General features: G+C 68.8%; 15 protein-coding genes and 4 pseudogenes. 5 read left to right on the top strand and 14 right to left on the bottom strand.

All coding sequences use genetic code 11. The annotated features are described in order from the left end of the window. Positions 1 to 7: 7 nt before the first annotated feature. Positions 8 to 884, bottom strand: a pseudogene (locus QUE79_RS01700) (phosphoribosylaminoimidazolesuccinocarboxamide synthase). Beyond that, positions 881 to 2,148, bottom strand: a pseudogene (gene purD / locus QUE79_RS01695) (phosphoribosylamine--glycine ligase). The pseudogenes QUE79_RS01700 and purD overlap by 4 nt, the downstream one beginning before the upstream one ends. A 37-nt stretch (positions 2,149 to 2,185) precedes the next feature. Here purD and QUE79_RS01690 point away from each other — a divergent pair. Then, positions 2,186 to 2,551: a sterol carrier family protein gene (locus QUE79_RS01690; RefSeq protein WP_286345140.1), complete on the top strand. Its 366-nt coding sequence runs from the start codon at positions 2,186 to 2,188 to the stop codon at positions 2,549 to 2,551. A 146-nt stretch (positions 2,552 to 2,697) separates the two neighbouring features. Beyond that, complete coding sequence (locus QUE79_RS01685; RefSeq protein ID WP_286345139.1) at positions 2,698 to 3,066, top strand: hypothetical protein; 369 nt, start codon at positions 2,698 to 2,700, stop codon at positions 3,064 to 3,066. 6 nt (positions 3,067 to 3,072) lie between these two features. Here QUE79_RS01685 and QUE79_RS01680 read toward each other — a convergent pair whose 3' ends face one another. The 7 genes and pseudogenes from QUE79_RS01680 to purF all read right to left on the bottom strand — a co-directional run bounded on the left by QUE79_RS01680 (position 3,073) and on the right by purF (position 11,713). Further along, positions 3,073 to 4,644, bottom strand: coding sequence for a transporter (locus QUE79_RS01680; protein ID WP_286345138.1), 1,572 nt, complete (start codon positions 4,642 to 4,644; stop codon positions 3,073 to 3,075). Continuing rightward, positions 4,626 to 5,441, bottom strand: coding sequence for an ABC transporter ATP-binding protein (locus tag QUE79_RS01675; protein ID WP_286346815.1), 816 nt, complete (start codon positions 5,439 to 5,441; stop codon positions 4,626 to 4,628). The genes QUE79_RS01680 and QUE79_RS01675 overlap by 19 nt, the downstream gene beginning before the upstream one ends. Before the next feature lie 222 nt (positions 5,442 to 5,663). Continuing rightward, positions 5,664 to 7,490, bottom strand: a pseudogene (locus QUE79_RS25040) (ABC transporter ATP-binding protein/permease); the annotation flags it as partial. Continuing rightward, positions 7,487 to 8,695 (bottom strand): peptidoglycan-binding domain-containing protein, encoded by a 1,209-nt coding sequence (locus QUE79_RS01665; protein ID WP_286345137.1) that lies wholly within the window; start codon positions 8,693 to 8,695, stop codon positions 7,487 to 7,489. The gene QUE79_RS01665 and the pseudogene QUE79_RS25040, both read right to left, overlap by 4 nt. Positions 8,696 to 8,712: 17 nt before the next feature. Next, positions 8,713 to 9,579, bottom strand: a complete 867-nt coding sequence (locus QUE79_RS01660) for a hypothetical protein (protein ID WP_286345136.1) — start codon at positions 9,577 to 9,579, stop codon at positions 8,713 to 8,715. Positions 9,580 to 9,651: 72 nt separating this feature from the next. After that, the gene (locus QUE79_RS01655) at positions 9,652 to 9,975 is read right to left on the bottom strand and encodes a hypothetical protein (protein WP_286345135.1); all 324 of its coding nucleotides are present in this window, start codon (positions 9,973 to 9,975) and stop codon (positions 9,652 to 9,654) included. A 274-nt stretch (positions 9,976 to 10,249) separates the two neighbouring features. After that, positions 10,250 to 11,713 (bottom strand): amidophosphoribosyltransferase, encoded by a 1,464-nt coding sequence (gene purF, locus QUE79_RS01650; RefSeq protein ID WP_286345134.1) that lies wholly within the window; start codon positions 11,711 to 11,713, stop codon positions 10,250 to 10,252. Positions 11,714 to 11,885: 172 nt separating this feature from the next. Between purF and purM the strand changes: the two are divergent. Both purM and QUE79_RS01640 read left to right on the top strand, forming a co-directional pair. Further along, a pseudogene (gene purM / locus QUE79_RS01645) lies at positions 11,886 to 12,922 on the top strand (phosphoribosylformylglycinamidine cyclo-ligase). Between the two features lie 202 nt (positions 12,923 to 13,124). Further along, complete coding sequence (locus QUE79_RS01640; protein WP_286345133.1) at positions 13,125 to 13,316, top strand: hypothetical protein; 192 nt, start codon at positions 13,125 to 13,127, stop codon at positions 13,314 to 13,316. 106 nt (positions 13,317 to 13,422) lie between these two features. Here the strand turns inward: QUE79_RS01640 and QUE79_RS01635 are convergent, their stop codons facing one another. After that, entirely contained in the window at positions 13,423 to 13,653 is a 231-nt protein-coding gene (locus QUE79_RS01635; protein WP_286345132.1) for a DUF3073 domain-containing protein, read from the bottom strand. 169 nt (positions 13,654 to 13,822) lie between these two features. Here QUE79_RS01635 and QUE79_RS01630 point away from each other — a divergent pair, with 169 nt between their 5' ends. Further along, a complete protein-coding gene (locus QUE79_RS01630; RefSeq protein WP_286345131.1) occupies positions 13,823 to 14,995 on the top strand; it encodes an NAD(P)-binding domain-containing protein in 1,173 nt (390 codons plus the stop codon). Positions 14,996 to 15,053: 58 nt separating this feature from the next. On the opposite strand, the gene QUE79_RS01625 is transcribed toward QUE79_RS01630, so the two are convergent. From QUE79_RS01625 to QUE79_RS01610, 4 genes are read right to left on the bottom strand one after another with little or no spacing between them, the layout of a single operon-like run. Next, entirely contained in the window at positions 15,054 to 16,976 is a 1,923-nt protein-coding gene (locus QUE79_RS01625; protein ID WP_286345130.1) for a glycogen debranching N-terminal domain-containing protein, read from the bottom strand. A gap of 41 nt (positions 16,977 to 17,017) precedes the next feature. Next, entirely contained in the window at positions 17,018 to 17,764 is a 747-nt protein-coding gene (locus tag QUE79_RS01620) for a Type 1 glutamine amidotransferase-like domain-containing protein (protein ID WP_286345129.1), read from the bottom strand. Further along, positions 17,761 to 18,684 (bottom strand): carbohydrate ABC transporter permease, encoded by a 924-nt coding sequence (locus QUE79_RS01615; protein WP_286345128.1) that lies wholly within the window; start codon positions 18,682 to 18,684, stop codon positions 17,761 to 17,763. Before QUE79_RS01615 ends, QUE79_RS01620 begins: the two co-directional genes overlap by 4 nt. Continuing rightward, positions 18,681 to 19,808: a carbohydrate ABC transporter permease gene (locus tag QUE79_RS01610; RefSeq protein ID WP_286345127.1), complete on the bottom strand. Its 1,128-nt coding sequence runs from the start codon at positions 19,806 to 19,808 to the stop codon at positions 18,681 to 18,683. Before QUE79_RS01610 ends, QUE79_RS01615 begins: the two co-directional genes overlap by 4 nt. Positions 19,809 to 19,814 lie beyond the last annotated feature (6 nt).

Here is a 19,814-nt window from a genome sequence, read left to right as displayed (position 1 = left end):
CAACCGTTCAGGCGGTGAGGCGCTCCAGCAGCTCGCGGTAGCGGGCGGCGGTCTGCTCGACGACCTCGGGTGGGAGGGCCGGGGGCGTGCCCTCTTTGTTCCAGTTGGCGGAGAGCCAGTTGCGCACGATCTGCTTGTCGAAGCTGTCGGTGCGGTTGCCCGAGGCGTAGACCGAGGCGTCCCAGTAGCGGCTCGAGTCGCTGGTCAGGACCTCGTCGGCCAGCGTGATCTCGCCGGTCGCGCGATCCTGCCCGAACTCGAACTTCGTGTCGGCCAGGATCACGCCGCGTTCGGCCGCGATCGACGCCGCGGTCGTGTAGATGTGCAGCGAGAGGTCGCGGAGCGTCGCCGCGACCTCGGGACCGACCAACTCGACCGTGCGCTCGAACGTGATGTTCTCGTCGTGGTCGCCGAGATCGGCCTTGAAGGCCGGCGTGTAGATGGGCTCGGGCAGCTTGTCGCCGGACGTGAGGCCTTCGACCAGGGGATTCCGCAGACGGTGCCCGACTCCTGGTACTCGACCCAGCCGGAGCCGACCAGGTAGCCGCGCACGACGCACTCGATCGGGAACATGTCGAGCGGCTTCACGAGCATGGCCCGATCGCGGACCGCCTCCGGCACGGGCGAGGGGAGAGCGCAGGATCGAGGAGGTGGTTGGCCACATCGTGCAGCTCACCGAACCACCAGGTGCTCAGTGCCGTGAGCAGCGCGCCCTTGTCGGTGATCCCAGGCTCCAGGACGAAGTCGAACGCGCTGACCCGGTCGCTGGCGACGACCAGCACGGCCGGGGCGTCGCCGAGCCCGGTGAAGCCCTCGGGAACGTAGAGGTCGCGGACCTTGCCCGAGTAGACGTGGCTCCAGCCCGGGAGTGCGGGAGCGCTCATCGGGCGACCTTCTCGGCGATGTCGTGGCGGTACTGGCCGCCGTCGAGCCCGATCTTCGACAGGGCCTCATAGGCGCGCGAGCGGGCCTCGGCGAATCCTGCGCCGGTCGCGACGACGCTGAGGACGCGGCCGCCGGTGGCGACGAGCCCGTTGTCGCCGCGCGCGGTGGCGGCGTGCGCGATCGTGACGCCGGGCACGGTGAGGGCGTCTTCGAGGCCGGTGAGGGCGCGACCCGTGATCGGCGCCTCGGGGTAGCCCTCGCTGGCGAGGACGACGGTGACGGCGACGTCGGTGGAGAACACCGGCGCGGCGTGCGAGGAGAGGAGCCGTTGGCAGCGGCCAAAAGCAGCGTGCTGAGTGGCGACTCGAGGCGGGGCAGCACGACCTGGGTCTCGGGGTCGCCGAAGCGGGCGTTGAACTCGATGACGCGGATGCCCTGCTCGGTCAGGATGAGACCCGCGTAGAGGAGGCCGATGAACGGGGTGTTCTCTTTGGCGAGCTGGCGGACCGTCGGGAGGGCGATCGTCTCGATGACCTCTTCGACGAAGTCGCCTTCGCTGCCGAAGCGGTCGGCGAGCCAGGGCAGCGGCGAGTAGGCGCCCATGCCGCCGGTGTTCGGGCCGCCGTCGCCGTCGAGCAGGCGTTTGAAGTCTTGCGCAGGGCTGAGCGGGACGACGGTGTGGCCGTCGGAGAGCAGGAAGAGCGAGACTTCGGGGCCCTCGAGGAACTCCTCGATCAGGACCGAGCCGTGCTGCAGCCAGTACGTCGCGTGCTCGAGGGCGGCGTCGCGGTCGTCCGTGACGAGCACGCCCTTGCCCGCGGCGAGACCGTCGGCCTTGACGACGTAGGGGGCGCCGAACTCGTCGAGCGAGGCGGTGGCCTCGGCCAGGTTGCCGGTGCGGACGGCGCGGCCGGTGGGCACGCGCGCTTCGTCCATGATCCGCTTGGCGAAGGTCTTGGAGCCCTCGAGCGCCGCGGCGCGCTTGCCGGGGCCGAAGACGGGGATGCTGTGGGCGCGCAGGACGTCGGCGACGCCGGCGACGAGTGGGGCCTCGGGACCCACGACGACGAGCTCGATGTCGTTCTCGAGCGCGTACTCCGTCACGACCTTGCCGTTGGTCGCGTCGAGGTGGACCACTTCGACGTCGGCTGCCAGGCCCGCGTTGCCGGGGGCGGCGATGATGTGGTGCCCTGCGCCTTCGCGGAGGAGAGCCGTGACGATGGCGTGCTCGCGAGCACCGGAACCGAGGACGAGAATGCGCACCCGAGGATCCTATCTTCACCGCCTTAGGCTCTTGGCCATGGCAAAAGTACGGATCGACCCCGCGGCGGGCGTCGCCGCCGTTGCCGCGGCGCTCGCCGAGGGGGACGCGGCTGCCCGACCGGTGAAGGCGACGGCCGTGCGGTACCTGCTGCAGATGCTGGGCGACCGTGAGCCGGGGGCGACCGTCGAGGTGAGAGTCCCACCCTTCGGCGCCGTCCAGTTCATGGAGGGGCTCAGCCACACCCGCGGCACCCCGCCCAACGTCGTCGAGACCGACGCGCTCACCTTCGTGGCGCTCGCCGACGGGAGGCTCAGCTGGGCCGAGGCCGTCGACCGCGCTCTCGTCTCCGCGTCCGGCAGCCGTGCTGACATCAGCGCTTTCCTGCCGATCCCCTGGAGGTGACAAAGGCTGCCGTAACGCGTTTGGCAGACAATCCAACCCGCCGCGGCGGGTTGAGATGTCCGCCAAACGCGTTACGGCAGGGGGACGACCGCTCGCCGTGAAGAGGCCGGGCCGGGTGGCTCGCGGGATCCTGCGACAATGGAGCGGTGAGCACGGCACCCCAGAGTCCCCAGCAACCCGAACCGCAGGTCGAAACGACCCGCGACGAGGTGCGAGTGCGGCGGGCGCCGAAATACCCCGTCTTCATCTTCGGCGGAATCGTGCTGGGCATCGTGGCGACGTTCATCGCCGTGGCGGTTGCTCCCGGCAGCGACGAGACCCCTTTCGTACAGGCCTTCGGCTACTTCGTCCTCTACGGGATAGCGATCGGTGCCCTGTTCGGCGCGATCGTCGCGGTGATCTTCGACGCCGTCGCGAATCGGCGTGCCCGCAGCATCGAGACGGAGCGCACCGTCGTCGAGAGCCCCGAGCCGGCCGAGAACGAGGCCGACCCGGTCGACGGCGAGCTCGAGTAGTCGAAGCTACTTCTGCACGCGCAGTCGGGTCAGGAGCTCCGGGCCGCGCTGATCCAGTTCGCGCCCGCCGATCCTGATCCCCAGCAGGAGCAGTGATCCGCCGAGCCCGAGGCCGACGATGAGGGCGATCCAGCCCAGCAGAAGGCTCGAAGTCGCGCCGGCGGTGATCGCCAGGACGATCTCGGGCAGGGCCAGGATCGCGAGAATGCCCCACGTGGCCAGCGTCGTCACCGACGTCGTGAAGCCCGCGCCGGTCTTCGCCGCGAACGGGCTGTCGCCGGGTGCCGGTACGGGGAGGACGATCCGAGCGGAGGACACGCTCGACAGACCGAACCCGCTCAGCAGGAGTCCGAGCGACAGGCCCAGCAGCGCGGGGAGCGCCGACCAGGTGCCCGTGACGCCGACGGAGCCGATGGTGATCCCGATCACGATCGGCAGCGCGAACGTCGCCGCCGCGAAGACGCGGCCGGTGCGGTCGGCCCGCCCCGATACTCCGGCGGAGAGGTGGGCGGCGAACGCGGTCGAGTCGTACGACAGGTCGGTGAAGATCGACAGGGAGACGAGCACGGCGACGATCGGGCCGGACGCCGAGACGAGGCCGTCCAGCCCCGTGGTCCGACTGTTCACGAAGAGCAGGATCGGGAAGATGGGAATCAGGATCAGCTGCCGACTGTAGCGAGGATCGCGCACCCAGTAGGTGAGGGCCCGCGCGGCCACGGCCCCGGTCGGGGTCGCAGGGAACCGTGAGAACAGGCCGATCCTGCCGCTCGCGGCGGCTTTGGTCACCGGCTGGAGGGTCGAGACGAGCGCTGCGGCCAGGCTGCGGCGCCAGGCCAGGACGACCAGCGCCAACGTCGCCAGGGCGATCAGGGCTTTCAGGGCGGCTGCACCGCCGTGGCCGGTCGCGAGGTCGCCGGGAATCGACCAGGCGGCGCCGAGCGGAGACCAGGAGAGCCCCTCGGCGAGCCGGGGCAGCGCCTGCGACGCCCCCTGGAGCCCCGTCGAGAGCACCGTGATGAGCGGTCCGAGCAGGAGGAGCGGAATCAGGATCAGCACGCCCGAGATCTCGCGGTAGCGCCGCCGCGCGCTCAGGCTCGCGTTGAGCGACTCGATCAGCCGGGACCCGCAGACGCAGGTCAGCACCGCGAGGCACGCCGCGACGACGGCGACGACGGCGACCGCGGGCTGCTGCCACCAGGCGGCGGCGGTGAAGGCTCCCGCGAGGAGCGTCACGGCGCCGGGGATCCCGAGCACGCCGCACACCGCCAGCGCGACGACGAGACGGGTCGGAGCCAGCGGGAAGATCTTGAGGCGGGAGACGCTCAGGGTCTGATCGATGCCCGACGTCAACAGGGGCACGATCATCCAGCCGAGGATGGTGGCCGATCCTGCCAGGACCGTGATGGTCCGGGTGAGCTCGGCCGACGCGAAACTGAGGGCGATCAGGCCCAGCAGGATCACGAGCAGGATCCCGAGGCCGTAGACGCCCCCGATGATCACGGCGACCAGCTGCCACGGGCTCCTCGCGAGAGTGTTCCGCAGCACGAGGAGACGGAGCCTCAGGAGGTGCGCAACCACTCCGGGCCCTTCGAGTAGTGGCGGCCGCCGACGAGGTCGACGAACCGGTCTTCGAGGTCCTGGCCCGCGCGGACCTCGTCGACGGTGCCGGCGGCGAGCACTCGGCCGCCGGCGATGATCGCGACGTGGTCGCACATGCGTTGCACGAGGTCCATCGCGTGGCTCGACACGATGACGGTGCCGCCCGAGTCGACGTAGCCGTGAAGGATGTCGCGGATGTTGGCCGCCGAGACGGGGTCGACGGATTCGAACGGCTCGTCGAGGACCAGCAGCCGCGGCGCATGGATCAGAGCGGTGGCCAGGGCGATCTTCTTCGTCATTCCGGCCGAGTAGTCGACGACGAGTTTGCCGGCGGCCTCGGTGAGGTCGAGAAGCTCGAGGAGATCGCGTGTGCGAGCTCGTACGGTCTCGCGGTCCATTCCGTTGAGAAGCCCGTGGTAGGTGACGAGCTGCTCGCCGCTGAGGCGGTCGAAGAGGGCGATTCCGTCGCTGAGAACACCGACGAGGCGCTTGGCCGCGAGGGGATCCGGCCACACGTCGACACCGAGGATGCTCAGCTGCCCGGCGTCGGGGCGCAGCAGCCCGGTCGCCATCGACAGCGTGGTCGTCTTGCCGGCTCCGTTGGGTCCGACCAGCCCGTAGAACGACCCGGCGGGCACGTCGAGGTCGATCCCGCCGACCGCGATCTTGTCGCCGAAGCGCTTGAAGAGCCCGCGGATCCGCACCGCGGACACGCCATCGAGAGGACGATCCTCGACCAGTCGGGTGGCAGGATCCGGCGGGGGCGCGTCGAACATGCGGTTCAGCCTATGCAAAGCGCCGGAGGAGCGGGCCCCCATTTCTGGATGCTCACCGCCGGATGGCCGCTGCAGGATCGGATCGTGCAGCGACCAGTGCCGGGTAGGCCGCCGAGAGGATGCCGGTGATGGAGCCCGCCCCGACGCCGGTCGCGACCACGGTGAGATCGAGCGACGGCGTCCAACCCTGTGCCGCGCAGGCCACCAGGATGCCGCACAGGCCGACCGCGCCACCGGCAAGGCCCCGGCCGTGCCGATGACGAATCCCTCCAATGTGAAGATGCGCCAGATCGACAGGCGGCTCGCGCCGACGGCCCGTCTCAGCGCGATCTCCGGCGCCCGTGACTGCACCGACAGGTACATCGCGGTCGCGGCGCTGAGCGAGGCCAGGGCGAGCAGGATCCAGGAGCTGATCGCGACCAGGGTTCCGAGGTCGGTGGCCACGCCGATGCGAAGCGATCGGAGGTCGGCGACGGTTTCGACTCGGACCGACTCGGGGTTTCCGGCCGACGCCGCCACGGGGATCGCCTCTGCGAGGGGCGCGGGGAATCCGGGTTCGGTGCGCACGACGAGGTGAGGGTCTTCGACGTTCAGCCGCGCGCCGACAGAGGGCGACAGGATCACAGCGCGCTCGAGCAGCGGATCACGGCCGCCGTCGACGATGGTGCCGACGACGTCGACGGGGCTGCCGCCGATCCAGACGGCCGCGCCCGGACCGCTGCCAGCCACACCGAGGTCTTTCGCCGCCGCCCTGCCGACGAGCGCGACGTCGCCGCTCCACGAGTTGTTCAGAAGGGCGCGGCTCGTCGTCCCTGACGTCACGGCGCCCTGCGCAATGAGGTACTGCGCGTCGGCCACCCGAACAGGACCGAGGAACGACGGCTGCGACTTCACGGCCAGCGGCGAGAGGAGCGTTAGCCGGGCGTTGCTCGGAGGGACGGAGGCGACGTAGCCGACCTCGCGGACGCCTTCGAGCTCGCTGATCGCGAGGATCGGACTGGCGGGGTCCCGGCGGTCGTAGAACCCGCTCCGGAGTGCGGTGCGTTCGTCGCCAGATCGCACCACGACCTCGTCGAGACTGGCCGCCGTGAGCCGCTCGGCGACCTGTGCGGCGGCGCTCTGGCTGATGCCGAGCGAGCAGACGAGCCCGCCCGTGCCGAGCAGGAACGCGGTCAGGAGCAGCGCGGTTCGACCGGGTCGCCCGCTGTGGCTCGAGACGGCGTCGAGCAGCTCGTCCGCGAAACGGCGCAGACGACGTCGTGCGGGTCGGTCGTGTGATCCGTGAGTGGCCGCTGTGGCCGCTGGTGCTGTGGTATCCGCGCCCGAGAGTGACGGCTCGAGCGCGGCGTCGCTGATCCCGTCGTCGAGTCGGCCGTCGACGAGTCGGACCACCCGGCTCGCAGCACGCGAGACCTCCTCCTCGTGCGTGATGACCAGGACGGTGACGCCGGCTCGGTTGAGTTCGAGCAGATGGTCGATGATCCGCCGCGTGTTCTCCGAGTCGAGGGCACCCGTGGGCTCGTCGGCGAGCAGGAGTGCGGGCCGCGTGGCCATGGCACGGGCGATGGCGACGCGCTGGCGCTCGCCGCCCGAGAGGTTGGCCGCTCTTTCGGTCGCTCGGTGAAGCATGCCGAGGGAGCCGAGAGCGGCGCCGACTCGTCGTCGCCGCTCCGGCTGCGGGAGTCCCTGGATCTTCAGCGCGAGCGACGCGTTGACGGCTGCGGAGTCGTCGAGGAGCACGTGGGAGTCCTGGAAGACGAATCCGATCTGTTCCGAGCGCGCCCGGTTTCGGTCGACTTCACGGAGCGTCCGCACGTCGACTCCTGCGAGACGATGGGTGCCCCCGGTGGCGGTGTCGAGCAGCCCGATGACATTCAGCAGGGTCGACTTCCCGGCGCCGGACGGTCCGACGATGGCGACGAACTCGCCGGGCATGACAGTGAGAGAGACCCTTCTGAGCGCGAACGTCGCCGAGGATCCTGCGCCGTAGACGCGCTCGACATCTCGAAGCTGCAGGATCGGCTCGGCCGAGGATCGAGAGCTCGTCACGGCTCGACCACGAGCTTCGTGCCCACCGGAAGCTTCGGGTTCGGCTTGATCGACGCCCAGCCGTTCTGCTGCGTCAACACCTCGACGCGGACCAGGTTGTGAGCCGCGGTCGCTTTCGCGGCGTCGACGGCCGCTTTCTCGGCTTCGACGGTGACGGAGACGCCCTCGGTGCCTTGACGCAGTGCCACGACAGGTATGGCCGGACCGGCAGCGGGCTTCTCGAGGGGCGTGAGCGCGATGGTGGAATCGCCAGCGATGGCCGCATCGCTGGGCAGGCCCACGGTGATCGGATAGCCGGAGGCACCCGACTCCTCGTCTGTCGTGAAGGCACCGACCGCAAGCACGGACGACTTCGCCGGATCGGCCCCGTTCACGGACACGCCGACGGGTGTCCCGGCCAGCAGGTCGTCCTTGAGGACGGCGGTGATCCGTGCTGTCAGGACCGCGGGCGAGATCTGGAGCCGCAGCAGGGCGATGTCGCTGGAGAGCGTCGTTCCGACGGGTGCCGCCGACACCACCTTCGTGTCTGGCGTCGGAAGGCCCGCGAACTCCCGCCACGCGATGCCCGGAACGCCGGCAGCGACGAACGGAAGGCTGTAGCCGGCCTTCGCATAAAGGCGACGTGCTGCGTCGAGTGTTCCGGCGTCGAGCACTCCGGTCTTGCGCACGCCGTAGTAGCCGAGGTCGATGAGCGTGGTTTGAAGTGCGGACACGTCGTTGCCCTCCGCCGCGGGGAGCAGATCTCGATAGAGGGGCACAGAGGACGGCAGCGAGAAGACCGGTCGCCCGGAGACCTCGCCGAGCAGCCGCCCGTAGCCGATGGTGTCGCCCGGTGTGATCGCCGTCGCCGTCACCAGGACGCGATCGCCAGCTTGCTGTCTCTCATCGGATGCGCCCGTGGCGCTGCTTTCCTGCCTGCCCGCGGACGCCGGCGCCGGGATCGACGCTTCGGTGATCGTGACGTCGAGGGTCTTGCCGGCGGTCACCGAGGCCGGAATCGTGAATCCGTCGTCGACCACCCGATTCTCGACCGTGACGACCACGGGAACGACGGTCTTCGCTGCCTCGAGGGCGTCGTCGGTGGGCGCCTTCACGAAGAGCCCGGCGACGAACGCTCCCACCAGCACGACCGCCATCGCGACACCGAACCCGAACAGCCGCGCCGGGTGCCTGACTCGCTGCAGGGCGACTTCGACGCCATCCACCTCGTCTGTCTTTGCCGTCACCGGCCCGCGATCGCTTCGTCGAGCTCGTGGAGCACTTTGTCACGCTTCTTCACGAACGCCTTGACCTGGGCCGCCTGGGCGTCCAGGTACGCCGCCTCGTATCTCGCCTGCGTGTCGTACAAGGTCCGCACAGCGCCGGTGTCGACTCCGCATTTCGCCTCCAAGACCGAAACTTTGATCTCCGCCTCCTTGCTTCTCACCTGATACTGAGCGGACGGTCTGCTGTCGTCGGGGTCGAGTACGACACCGGCTTTCTCCATGCAAGCGCGCCAGTCGACAAGAGCTTTTTTGCCCGCCTTACTTGCCCGAGTCCTGTCGTGCGACTGCCACTTGATTGTGCTGTCGATATCAGGGCTGTCGGTGTAGGTGAGAATCTCTTTCAGGTCGTCCTTCGCCGAATCCATGCAATCGGCATAGGCCTTGTTGAATTCCACACCCAGGGCGAGAGTGTCGAGCTCGCGAGGGCCCCTGTTCGGAGCGAGCGAGACGCCATATTTACTCGCGTACTCCACACTCCACAGACCGTACTGGCGGTCTTCCGACTCGGGATACGGGCTCCAATCCGTCTTCGACGAGACTTCCTGAAAGCCTTGCTCGGTGAGGCACCGATCAGTCCCCACTGCAATGGCGTGAAAGATTTTTGTACTGAATCGAGGAGCGTTGCGATCGATGCGACTGAGAGGCGTCTGGGCGGTCGCGTGGTCGAAGTCCAGTGCGGCGACGACATCGCCGTATTTTTTGATGCTTACTGGCGGAAGTGGGGCGTTGGACTTGGTTCTTTCCGGCTCGGCTGCGGTGCATGCCGTCAGCCCGATAAAGCTGGCGAATGCGAGGGCGAGCGACGTGAGCGTTCGGTTATTCATAGGATTCCTCGTTTGGTGAATCAACGCGGGCGAGCGCGGATCGCCAACGTCTCCGCTGGCGATCCGCCGAGCTCAGCTGACGCTGCTCGTGGTGTTGTCGAAGCTCCAGCTCGAGAGGCTCGGGGTTCCGAGAAGGAACTTGCCGGTGCGCTTACCCACGTAGTCGCGGTGCTGGTGCAAGATGGCGTAGCCCGCTGGCGCCGACACCTTTAGCGATGACGCCTTGTCGTTGGCCTTCGTTCCGACAAATGACGTGCCCCGCCCGAAATCGCCGAGTGACGTCTTGTAATCGCTGTACTGATAAAGCACGATGCCCGCCTGTGCCGGCACGGCAGCTCCGATCGCGAGACCTGCGGCCAGAGTCGTCGCAGCGAAAGCCGCCAGAGTCTTTTTCATTGATCTTCTCTCCTTCTCTCCGAGATCCGTTGTAGATCTCGTATCCATGTGTCATCCCGAAATATTGCACTCCGGATTCCATGAAACGTACAGGTCTGTTGACGAACGGCGCAAGTCGACCTGCCGAGTCGACGGCCATTGCTCCGACCGCAACGAAAAGGCCACGGCCTGCCCGGCGCGACGAGACGCTGGGGCAGACCGCGGCCTTTCGGCGGAACGGCGTGGAGGGGAAGTGGGGCCAGGGCGTTACCGCGGGCCACGTGGCAGAAACGCCCTAGCTGAGCTGGTTGGCCTCGACCCAGGCGAGGTACTCGGGGCTGACGCTGCCGGTGACGTAGTCGCCGGTGAAGCAGCTCATCTCGAGGTCGGTGACGCCGGACCCCTCGGTGATGGCCGAGCGCATGTCTTCGACCTCCTGGTAGATGAGGTGGTCGGCGCCGAGCACCTGGGCGATCTCGGGGATCTTGCGGTCGTGAGCGATGAGCTCCTGCCGGGTCGGCATGTTGATGCCGTAGACGTGCGGGTACCGGACCGGCGGGGCGGCCGAGGTGAAGGTCACCTTGTTGGCGCCGGCGGCGCGGGCCATCTCGACGATCTCGCGCGAGGTGGTGCCGCGCACGATCGAGTCGTCGACGATGAGGATGTTCTTGCCCTTGAACTCGGAGCCCATGGCATTGAGCTTCTGGCGCACCGAGCGCTTGCGCTCGGCCTGACCGGGCATGATGAAGGTGCGTCCGACGTAGCGGTTCTTGTAGAAGCCCTCGCGGTACTCGATGCCGAGCTTCTGAGCGACCTGCGATGCGGCCGGGCGCGACGAGTCGGGGATGGGCATGACCACGTCGATGTCGCCGGTCGGGGCGTACTTCGCGATGGTGTCGGCGAGGCGGTCGCCGAGACGGAGCCGTGCGTCGTACACGGAGATGCCGTTCATGACCGAGTCGGGGCGGGCCAGGTAGACGTATTCGAAGGAGCACGGCACGAGGCGCGGGTTCGCGTGGCACTGCTTGGAGACCATCTCGCCCGAGAGGGAGATGAAGACGGCCTCGCCGGGAGCGACGTCGCGGACGACCTCGTAGCCGCCGGATTCGAGCACGAGGCTCTCGGAGGCGACGATCCACTCCTCTTTGCCGGAGCCGTTCTCGGCGAGCCGCTTGCCGAGGATGAGGGGTCGGATGCCGAAGGGGTCGCGGAAGGCGAGCAGGCCGTGCCCCGCGATCATGGCGATCGCGGCGTAGGAGCCCTCGACGCGGTCGTGGACGCGCGTGACGGCGGCGAAGATCTGCTCGGGATCGAGCTCGTGCCCGTTGACCTGCTCCTGCAGCTCGTGGGCGAGGACGTTGACCAGCAGCTCGGTGTCGCTGTTGGTGTTGAGGTGCCGGCGGTCGATGTGGAACAGCTCGCTGGTGAGCTCGCGCGTGTTGGTCAGGTTGCCGTTGTGGATGAGCACCAGGCCGTACGGGGCGTTCACGTAGAACGGCTGCGCCTCCTGCTCGTTCGATGCCGCGCCCTTGGTGGCGTAGCGGACGTGGCCGAGGCCCATGTTGCCCAGCAGAGCCCTCATGTCGCGGGTTCGGAACGACTCCCGGACCTGACCCCGCGTCTTGTGCACGTGGAAGACGCTGCCTTCAGCGGTCGCGATGCCGGTGGAATCCTGACCCCTGTGCTGGAGGAGGAGAAGCGAGTCGTAGACGAGTTGGTTTGCTGGCTCGTGCGCGACGAGACCGACGATGCCGCACATGCGCAGCTGGCTCCAGACCGTAGAGTTGGACTTACCCACACAGTCTGTCATGCCTGCGATTGGATGAAGAATTGGCGAACTCCCCCCGACCTCCTCGGTCCCGACGACGTCCTCGAGCTCCTACGCCGAGGCCGGGGTCGACACCGCAGCGGGTGATCTCGCCGTAGAGCTCATGAAATCGGCGGTCTCCGCGACGCACTCCTCGAATGTCCTGGGCGGTGTCGGAGGATTCGCCGGTCTCTTCGACGTGTCCTTCCTGAAGGCGTTCGACAGGCCCCTCCTGGCGACCAGCACCGATGGCGTCGGGACGAAGGTCGCCATCGCGCAGGCGCTCGACAAACACGACACCATCGGTCAGGATCTCGTCGGCATGGTCGTCGACGACATCGTCGTGGTCGGTGCCCGCCCGCTCTTCATGACCGACTACATCGCCTGCGGCAAAGTGGTGCCGTCGCGCATCGCCGACATCGTCGCCGGGATCGCGCGAGGCTGCTCGGCCACCGGTACCGCCCTCGTCGGCGGCGAGACGGCGGAGCACCCCGGTCTGCTCGGTCCCGACGACTACGACGTGGCCGGCGCAGCCGTCGGTGCCGTGGAAGCCACGAAGCAGCTCGGCCCGCACCTGGTCGAAGACGGCGACGTCGTGCTGGCGCTCGAGTCGTCGGGGCTGCACTCCAACGGGTTCTCGCTGGTGCGGCACATCCTGCGCTCCGCCGACCTCGGCTACACCGATGCGAACGCCGACCTGGGCGGTCCGATCGGCGAGGCGCTGCTCGAGCCCACGCGGCTCTACACGACCCCCTGCTCGACGTGCTCGACGACGTCTCGGTGGCCGGGGGCGTGCACGCGCTCAGCCACGTCACCGGTGGCGGCATCGCCGCGAACCTGGCGCGGGTCCTGCCTGTGGGTTCCTGGACGGAGCTCGACCGGGCATCCTGGTCGCCCTCGGTGGTCTTCCGCGTGCTCAGCGACATCGCGGGTTCGAGCCTCGAGTCGAGTGAGGGGACCTGGAACCTCGGTATCGGGATGATCGCCGTGGTCTCGGCGGCCCACGCGGAGACGATCACGGCGCTGCTGTCCGGGGCGGGCATTCCGACCTGGCAGGTCGGCGTCGTCTCGACCTCCGTGCGAGACCTGACCGGTTTCGAGCAGGGTGCCAAGGGAGTCGACGGCGGTGCCGTGCGCCTGGTCGGGGACTACGCCGGCTGACCCCTCGTCGCCTGCACGAAATCCGCCCACGGCCTGCGCCGTCGGGCGGATTTCGTTCATTCTGCACCGCGTGATCGGCAGGGGGACTTCCGGGGCACAGGGGGAACAGGTCTGTCCGCAGAACGCGGGACAAAACGGGCTCGATGGGCTTACTATTGAGCGCTGCTCAACGAGGAGTGGCTAGAACATCCACGAGGCCCGAATGTCACTCACCCGAACCGTCACCGTTCACGACCACGAGGTCACCGTTCGCACCGTCGAAGTGCCGGACGAGAAGACCGAGTCGTTCACCGCAATCACCGGGGGCCGTCGCACGGCGGCGCTGACCGCCGCTGCGGGAGTGTTCGTCGTCGTGCTCGCGCTCATGCCCGAGGTCGTACGCCTCTTCCACTGAGCGACGAGACGAGCGGGCACCGAGCGAGGGGGCGGACGGCTCGGAGCCGCGTCGAACCTGGCGCCATGTCGGTGCGAGTTCGCCGAAGAAAGCGCTCGAGCCGCGGTTACGCGCTCTTGTGCTGCTCGTGCTCGGCGTCGAAGTCGTCCGCGTAGCGGTCGACGTACTCGTCGGTCTCGTCGTCGACCTCGTCGGCCCACTTGTCGACATACTGTTCACCGTCGGGGTGCGGCGTGGACAGCTCTTTTTCGAGCGCACCATAGTTGGTGTCCGGGCTGAAGTATTTCAACTCACGGGCAACTTTGGTGTGCTTAGCTTTTTGACGGCCGCGCCCCATGCGAGACCCCCTCGTGATTCTGGCCCCGGGCGACGCCAGGTCAAAACGAGATTGACGAGCACGTCGAGCAACGGGAACTACCGACAGGTAAATGGTGCAAAACTAGTCGCAACCTTAGCATGTGCCTCTGGTGCCAGGCTCAGGGTTCCGTCCCGGCCAGAATGGAGTCATGGCAGTCGGTCCCGAGGTGCGCGAAGACACCGAACGCACCCGTGTCGTCGTGATCGGGGCCGGTCAGGCCGGCCTCTCGGTCGCCTATTACCTCAGGCGTCTCGGCCTCCAGCCGGGGAGTGATTTCGTCGTCCTCGACCGCGGTCCGAGCACGGGTGGGGCGTGGCAGTTCCGCTGGCGGGCCCTGCGTCTGGGCACGGCCCACAGGGTCAACGACCTCCCCGGAATGGCCGACCTCGGGCTCAGCTTCGAGACGGCAGACAGGTCCGCGCCCGCCAAAGACGTCGTGTCCGACTACTACGACCGCTACGAGCGGTTCTACGACCTCCAGGTGCGGCGACCGGTCGACGTCCGGGCCGTCGACGAGGCGCAGGATCACGCCCTCACCGTGCGGTCCCTCGACGGCGCCGGCCTTCCGCACTTCCTCGACACCGAGATCGTGGTGAACGCCACGGGAACCTGGGGGTCGCCCTTCCGCCCCTGGTACCCGGGCCGCGACTCGTTCGCGGGGAGGCAGCTGACCACGGCCGAGTACACCGACGCCGCCGAGTTCGCGGGTCAGGACGTCGTCGTCGTGGGCGGCGGCACGAGCGCGATCGGCTTCCTGCTCGAGCTCGAGAAGGTCGAGGCGCACACGACCTGGGTGACCAGGCGCCCGGTCGACTGGTTCGACCAGCAGGAGCTCGGTGTCGAGATGGGTGCCGCTGCGGTCGCCGAGCAGGACGAAGCGGCGCGGGCCGGCTTCGCCCTGCCGAGCATCGTGAGCGGCACCGGTGTGCCCCTGAGCCGCCGCAACCGCGCCGGAATCGATCGCGGCATCCTGGTCGAGCACCCGATGTTCACGTCGATCGAGCCCGACGGGGTGCGCTTCGTCGACGGGACCTTCCGGCGCGCCGACGCCATCCTCTGGGCCACCGGGTTCCGCCCCGAGCTGCGGCACCTGGCGCCGCTCAAACTGCGCAGCGGCGACGGCGGCCTGGTCGTCGCGCGAGGCGCCTCGCAGAGCGATCCGCGGCTGTTCTTCGCCGGGTATGGGCCGCAGGCCTCCACGATCGGAGCCAACCGTGCCGGCCGAGTGATCGCCCGCCAGGTGCTCCTGGCCCTGTCGACGAGGCGCTCTCCGAGCCGTCAGGCGCCGGTCCGCACACGCGACGTCGATCCGCCCGCGTGAGTGGATCGACGTCGCGTGTGCGGGCCGGCGCGGCCCGAAGGTCGACGACTCCTGGCGGTCAGGCCCTCGGCGGCGTGACGCCGTGCAGCGCCTGCCAGACGGCCACCGAGGCGGCGGCCGACCAGGCCTGGGGGCGGCACGCGGCGGGATACGGCACGGGGCGAGGGATCTCGCGGGCGTCGTCGCCGGAGTGCAGCTCGGGCATGCGGTAGTCGAACGCCGGTGCCGCGGCCAGAAGGCCCTCGGCGAGCTCGCGGGCTTCGGCGTCGAAGCCGTCGCGGGCGAGCCCGGCGATGGCGATGGCGGTGTCGTGGGTCCAGACGCTGCCGCCGTGGTAGCTGAGCGGCCAGTAGCCCGCGGAGTCCGTCGACATGGTGCGGAGGCCGAATCCGGACGACATGGCGGGCGACACGAGCCGGGCGGCGACGAGCGCGGCCTGCTCCGGAGACAGCAGCCCGGTGCCGAGGACGTGACCGAGGTTGCTGGTCACGGTATCGACCGGGCGCTTCGAGGCGTCGAGGGCGATGGCGAGGTAGGCGCCGTCGGGGTCGTCGATCCAGAAGCTCTCGTGGAACTGCTCCCGAAGGCGCGCGGCCCAGGCGCGCCACGGGGCTCCGCTCCCGGGCTCACCGAAACGGTCGAGCAGGTCGGCGCCGTGCGTCGCGGCCTCGTAGGCATAGGCCTGCACCTCGACGAGCGCGATCGGCCCCTCGGCGAGGGTTCCGTCGCGCCACTGCACGCTGTCGCCGGAGTCCTTCCAGCCCTGGTTCGAGAGGCCGTGGCCGGTCTCGTCGACGTACTCGAGAAGACCGTCGCCGTCGGAGTCGCCGTCGTCGCGCATCCACTCGAGCGCGCGCGACAGGTGCGGCAGCAGTTCGACGACGACCGAGTCGGGCAGGCCCCAGCTCCACGCGTCGTGCAGCAGGCAGACCCACAGCGCCGTGGCGTCGACGGTGCCGAAGTAGAGCGGCGGGAGGCTGATGCCGCTGTCGCCGAGGGTGAGCGTCTGCGACCTCAGCTCGTGCATGATCTTGCCCGGCTGCTCGGCCGTGTCGGCGACGGACTCGGTGCCCTGGAGTCCTGCGAGGACTTTCAGGGTGCCGGACGCCAGGGCCAGGCCATCGTCGACCGGCAGCAGGAATCGAGCCGCCCAGAGGGAGTCGCGCCCGAACAGGGTGAAGAACCAGGGGGCTCCGGCGGCCAGGAACACGTCGGTGGGGGCCGAGCTCGTCGTGAGGCGCAGCGCCTCGAGATCGTCGAGGGCGCGCTCGAGCCAGCGGGCCAGGCGGTCGTCCGAGGGTGCAGGATCCAGCGCGCTCCAGCGGGCGGGCGCGCGGACTCCCGCCACGACAGCGGTGTCGACGGTGGCCTGGAGGTCGAACCCCACGGTCACGGCCCCTCCCGCCGGGATCGTGACCGGCCAGGTGAGGGTGAGCCCGGCGGCGTCCACCTCGATCTCGGCGCCGCGGCCGTCGAGGGTGACGTGAGCCGCCTCGCCCTGCCAGCTCGCGGATCCTGCGCTCGTCGACACGGCAGGGGCTCCCGCCGGACCGCGCCCGGACTTGATCGTCTCCATGGTGGTCGTGTCGGGCACGAGCTGCATCCGCACCACCGTGGTCACCTCGCGGTCGAGCCGGGAGGTCAGCGTGAGACGTTCGTGGATGCCCGTGGTCGCCGTGATGCGCGCGAGGCTCGCCCGCACGTCCGGGTCGGCGCCCGGATCGTCGAGGCCGCGCAGGAGGGATTCGAATCGGACGGCGGAAGCACCGAGCGGCACCGTGGCGATCGGCTCCGGGACGGCGCCGCCCACCTCGAGGGTCAGGCCGGACAGCAGGCGCACGTCGCCCAGGTACACGCCGTGGATCGCAGCCGCGCCCATCGTGCCGTCCGAGGCCGACCAGGCCTGCGCCGGGGCGCGGAGCACCACGGTCTCGGCGTCGAGGAACGGCTGCAGCGCCGTCTGGGGGAGGGTGTCGGTCATGGATTCGGCTCCAAGGTCGAGTCGGGGGAAGAAGGGAGAGGTCAGGGCAGGATGCGTGGGGTGAGGGCGCGGGTCACGGTGCGCCCGTCGGTGGTCGGCTCGACGCTCTGCACGCGCCCGTCGGTGCGCTCGCTGACGACGTCCACGAGTGCGGGGCCGTCGCCGTCGTCCCGGAAGACCACCCCGGTCCCCTCGTCGAGCGCGATGCCGGGGGCGAGGACTCCCGTGGCGATGCCGTGTTCGTACGCGGGAGCCCGGGACTCGTCCGAGTCGTAGTGCACCGCCAACGAGCCCGGAACGAAGCCGAGCCCGTCGGCGACAACAGAGGCGGAGGGCCCGAACGAGGTGGTGACTCCGCCGGTGTGCCAGCAGAGCGCGCCGGCCGAGCCTCCCGCGAGGACGACGCCGTTGCGCCAGGCGTCGCGCAGGACCTCGTCGAGGCCGTGCGCCCGCCAGACGGCGAGCAGGTTGACGAGACTGCCTCCCGAGACCCAGACGACGTCGGCGTCACGGACGGTGGCCGCGAGATCCTGCGCGTTGCGCTTGGGGAAGAAGCGGAGGTGCGAGGCGTGAGCGCCCGCGATCCTGCTCGCTTCGACCTCCTGGCCCTCGACGAACCGCTGGTCGCCTCCGGCCGTGTTGACGTGCAGCACCCGCGGGGTCCGGTCGGAGGGCACGCGCGCCAGCCGGATCGCCTCGAGCACGAGCGGGCCGTACACGGAGTCGGTCCAGGTGCCGGGGTTCAGGCCGCCGCAGGTCGCGAGGATCGTCGGCGCGACGGCCGTCATTCCTTCACCGCGCCCTCGCTGGTGTTCATGATCTGCTTCTGGAAGATGAAGAACATGACGGCGACCGGGATCGTCATGATGGCGGCGGCGGCGAGTTTGAGCGGGTACTGCGTGCCTGCGCTGAGGGATCCGGAGGCCAGGCTGGCGACGCCCTTGGTCAGGGTCGTGAGGGCCGGATTCTGGGCCGAGATGATGAACTGCGCGAGCTCGTTCCACGACCCCTGGAACGACAGGATGATGATCGTGATGAGCGCCGGCCGCGCCATCGGGAGCACGATCGACCAGAAGATCCGGAATGTGCCGGCACCGTCGATGGCCGCCTGCTCCTCCACGGAGGCCGGGATCGACTCGAAGAAGTTCTTCATGATGAAGACGCCGGCCGCGTCGACCAGCAGGGGGATGATCATCCCCGCGTAGGAGTCGTAGATGCCGAGCTGGTTGATCACGAGGAACTTGGGGATCAGCAGGACGACGCTCGGAACCGCCATGACCGCGATGAGGCACGCGAAGATCACGTTGCGACCGCGGAAGGTCAATCGGGCGAGCGCGTAGCCGGCCAGGGAGTCGAAGAAGACCCTGCCCGCCGTCACGAACACGGCGACGATGGCCGAGTTCTTCGCCCAGGTCGGGAAGTCGCTGTTGATGAAGAGGGTCCGGAAAGCAGCCGTCGTCCAGGTCTGCGGGATCAGCGACAGCGGGTCGGCGGCCGCGTCCGACTCCGTCTTGAACGAGGTCGCGATGTTGATCAGGAAGGGGAAGATGTAGAGGACGGCGATCGCGACGAGGATGAGGTAGATCACGATCGACGACGCGAAGAACGCCTTGGTGCGCTTCGGCTTGAGCGGCGTGACCCGCTCGTCGGCGGTCTCGATCTCGGCGCCCGCGGCGGTGACGTCGGCGATGGACGCGTTGGTGCTCATCGGGACAGCTCCTTCGACGAGGTGGACTGGAGGCTCGGGTCGTACTGACGCATCCGGCGCTTGGAGACCCGGCGCTCGCGGAGGACGGCGCGCTGAAGGATCGTCAGCACCACGATGATGATGAACAGGATGAAGGCGATGGCCGCTCCCTGCCCCCACTCCTGATTGCCGAAGGCGGAGGTGTACGACAGGTACGAGGGGGTCAGGGTGGTGTTCTCCGGGGCGCCCTTGGTGCCGGTGTAGATCTGGTCGAAGATCTGCCAGGTGCCGATCAGGCCCAGAGTGAGAACGGTGAAGAGGGTGGGGCGCAGCTGCGGGAGCGTGATCCGCCAGAATCGCTGCCAGCCGTTCGCGCCGTCCATCATGGCGGCCTCCTGCACGTCGCCGCCGAGGTTCTGCAGCGCGGCGATGAACAGCAGCATGAAGGTGCCGCTCGTCGTGAAGACGGCCATGATGATGAAGGCCGTCATGGCGACCGAGGGGCCGGCCAGCCAGTCCCACCAGGAGACGCCGAGGGCCGTGTGCTGCGTCAAGGCCGCGGGGCCGGTGTGGACCCCGAACCAGCCGAACACGATGTGGACGAGCCCGTTCGGGTCGTTGAACCAGTTCGGCCCGTGCAGGCCGAAGTACGAGAGCGCCTTGTTGACGGCACCCGTGGTGGAGAAGAGGAACAGCCAGAGCACGGTGATCGCGACCGAGCTGGTGACCGACGGGAAGTAGAACGCCGTGCGGAAGAAGCCGCGACCGCGGAGCACGGCGCGGTTGACCAGGACCGCGAGGAACAGCGAGACGGCGGTCTGGATCGGCACCACGAGAAGCACGTACCACGCGTTGTTGCGGAGGCTGGTGCCGAGGTTCGTCTCGGCGAGCCCTCCTCCGGAGAGGAGCTGCTGGTAGTTCTTCGTGCCGATGAAATGGACGCCGGCGGAGAACGGCGAACCGTTGCCCGACCAGTCGGAGAAGCTCACCCAGAGCGCCATGAGCACGGGGATCAGCAGGAAGAGCCCGAGGATGATCAGCGTCGGCGAGACGAAGATCCAGCCGGCGATGCCCTGGCGCCTGGGCGCCCTCTTCTTCTGCGGAGCCTGGTTCGAGCGCCCTGGCGCTCTGAGTGAGATGGCCATGTCGTC

Source organism: Frondihabitans sucicola, assembly GCF_030296615.1.
GTDB classification, from domain to species: Bacteria; Actinomycetota; Actinomycetes; order Actinomycetales; family Microbacteriaceae; genus Frondihabitans; species Frondihabitans sucicola.
Note: the sequence above shows the minus strand (reverse complement) of the source record. Positions and strands in the feature narration are given on the sequence as shown.

Bases quoted from the DNA above. Each gene is read 5' to 3' on its own strand.
- QUE79_RS01690 (WP_286345140.1), top strand. From the start codon at position 2,186: ATGGCAAAAGTACGGATCGACCCCGCGGCGGGCGTCGCCGCCGTTGCC.
- QUE79_RS01675 (WP_286346815.1), bottom strand. From the start codon at position 5,441: ATGTTCGACGCGCCCCCGCCGGATCCTGCCACCCGACTGGTCGAGGAT.
- QUE79_RS01660 (WP_286345136.1), bottom strand. From the start codon at position 9,579: ATGAATAACCGAACGCTCACGTCGCTCGCCCTCGCATTCGCCAGCTTT.
- QUE79_RS01655 (WP_286345135.1), bottom strand. From the start codon at position 9,975: ATGAAAAAGACTCTGGCGGCTTTCGCTGCGACGACTCTGGCCGCAGGT.
- purF (WP_286345134.1), bottom strand. From the start codon at position 11,713: ATGTGCGGCATCGTCGGTCTCGTCGCGCACGAGCCAGCAAACCAACTC.
- QUE79_RS01640 (WP_286345133.1), top strand. From the start codon at position 13,125: ATGTCACTCACCCGAACCGTCACCGTTCACGACCACGAGGTCACCGTT.
- QUE79_RS01635 (WP_286345132.1), bottom strand. From the start codon at position 13,653: ATGGGGCGCGGCCGTCAAAAAGCTAAGCACACCAAAGTTGCCCGTGAG.
- QUE79_RS01630 (WP_286345131.1), top strand. From the start codon at position 13,823: ATGGCAGTCGGTCCCGAGGTGCGCGAAGACACCGAACGCACCCGTGTC.
- QUE79_RS01625 (WP_286345130.1), bottom strand. From the start codon at position 16,976: ATGACCGACACCCTCCCCCAGACGGCGCTGCAGCCGTTCCTCGACGCC.
- QUE79_RS01620 (WP_286345129.1), bottom strand. From the start codon at position 17,764: ATGACGGCCGTCGCGCCGACGATCCTCGCGACCTGCGGCGGCCTGAAC.
- QUE79_RS01615 (WP_286345128.1), bottom strand. From the start codon at position 18,684: ATGAGCACCAACGCGTCCATCGCCGACGTCACCGCCGCGGGCGCCGAG.
- QUE79_RS01610 (WP_286345127.1), bottom strand. From the start codon at position 19,808: ATGGCCATCTCACTCAGAGCGCCAGGGCGCTCGAACCAGGCTCCGCAG.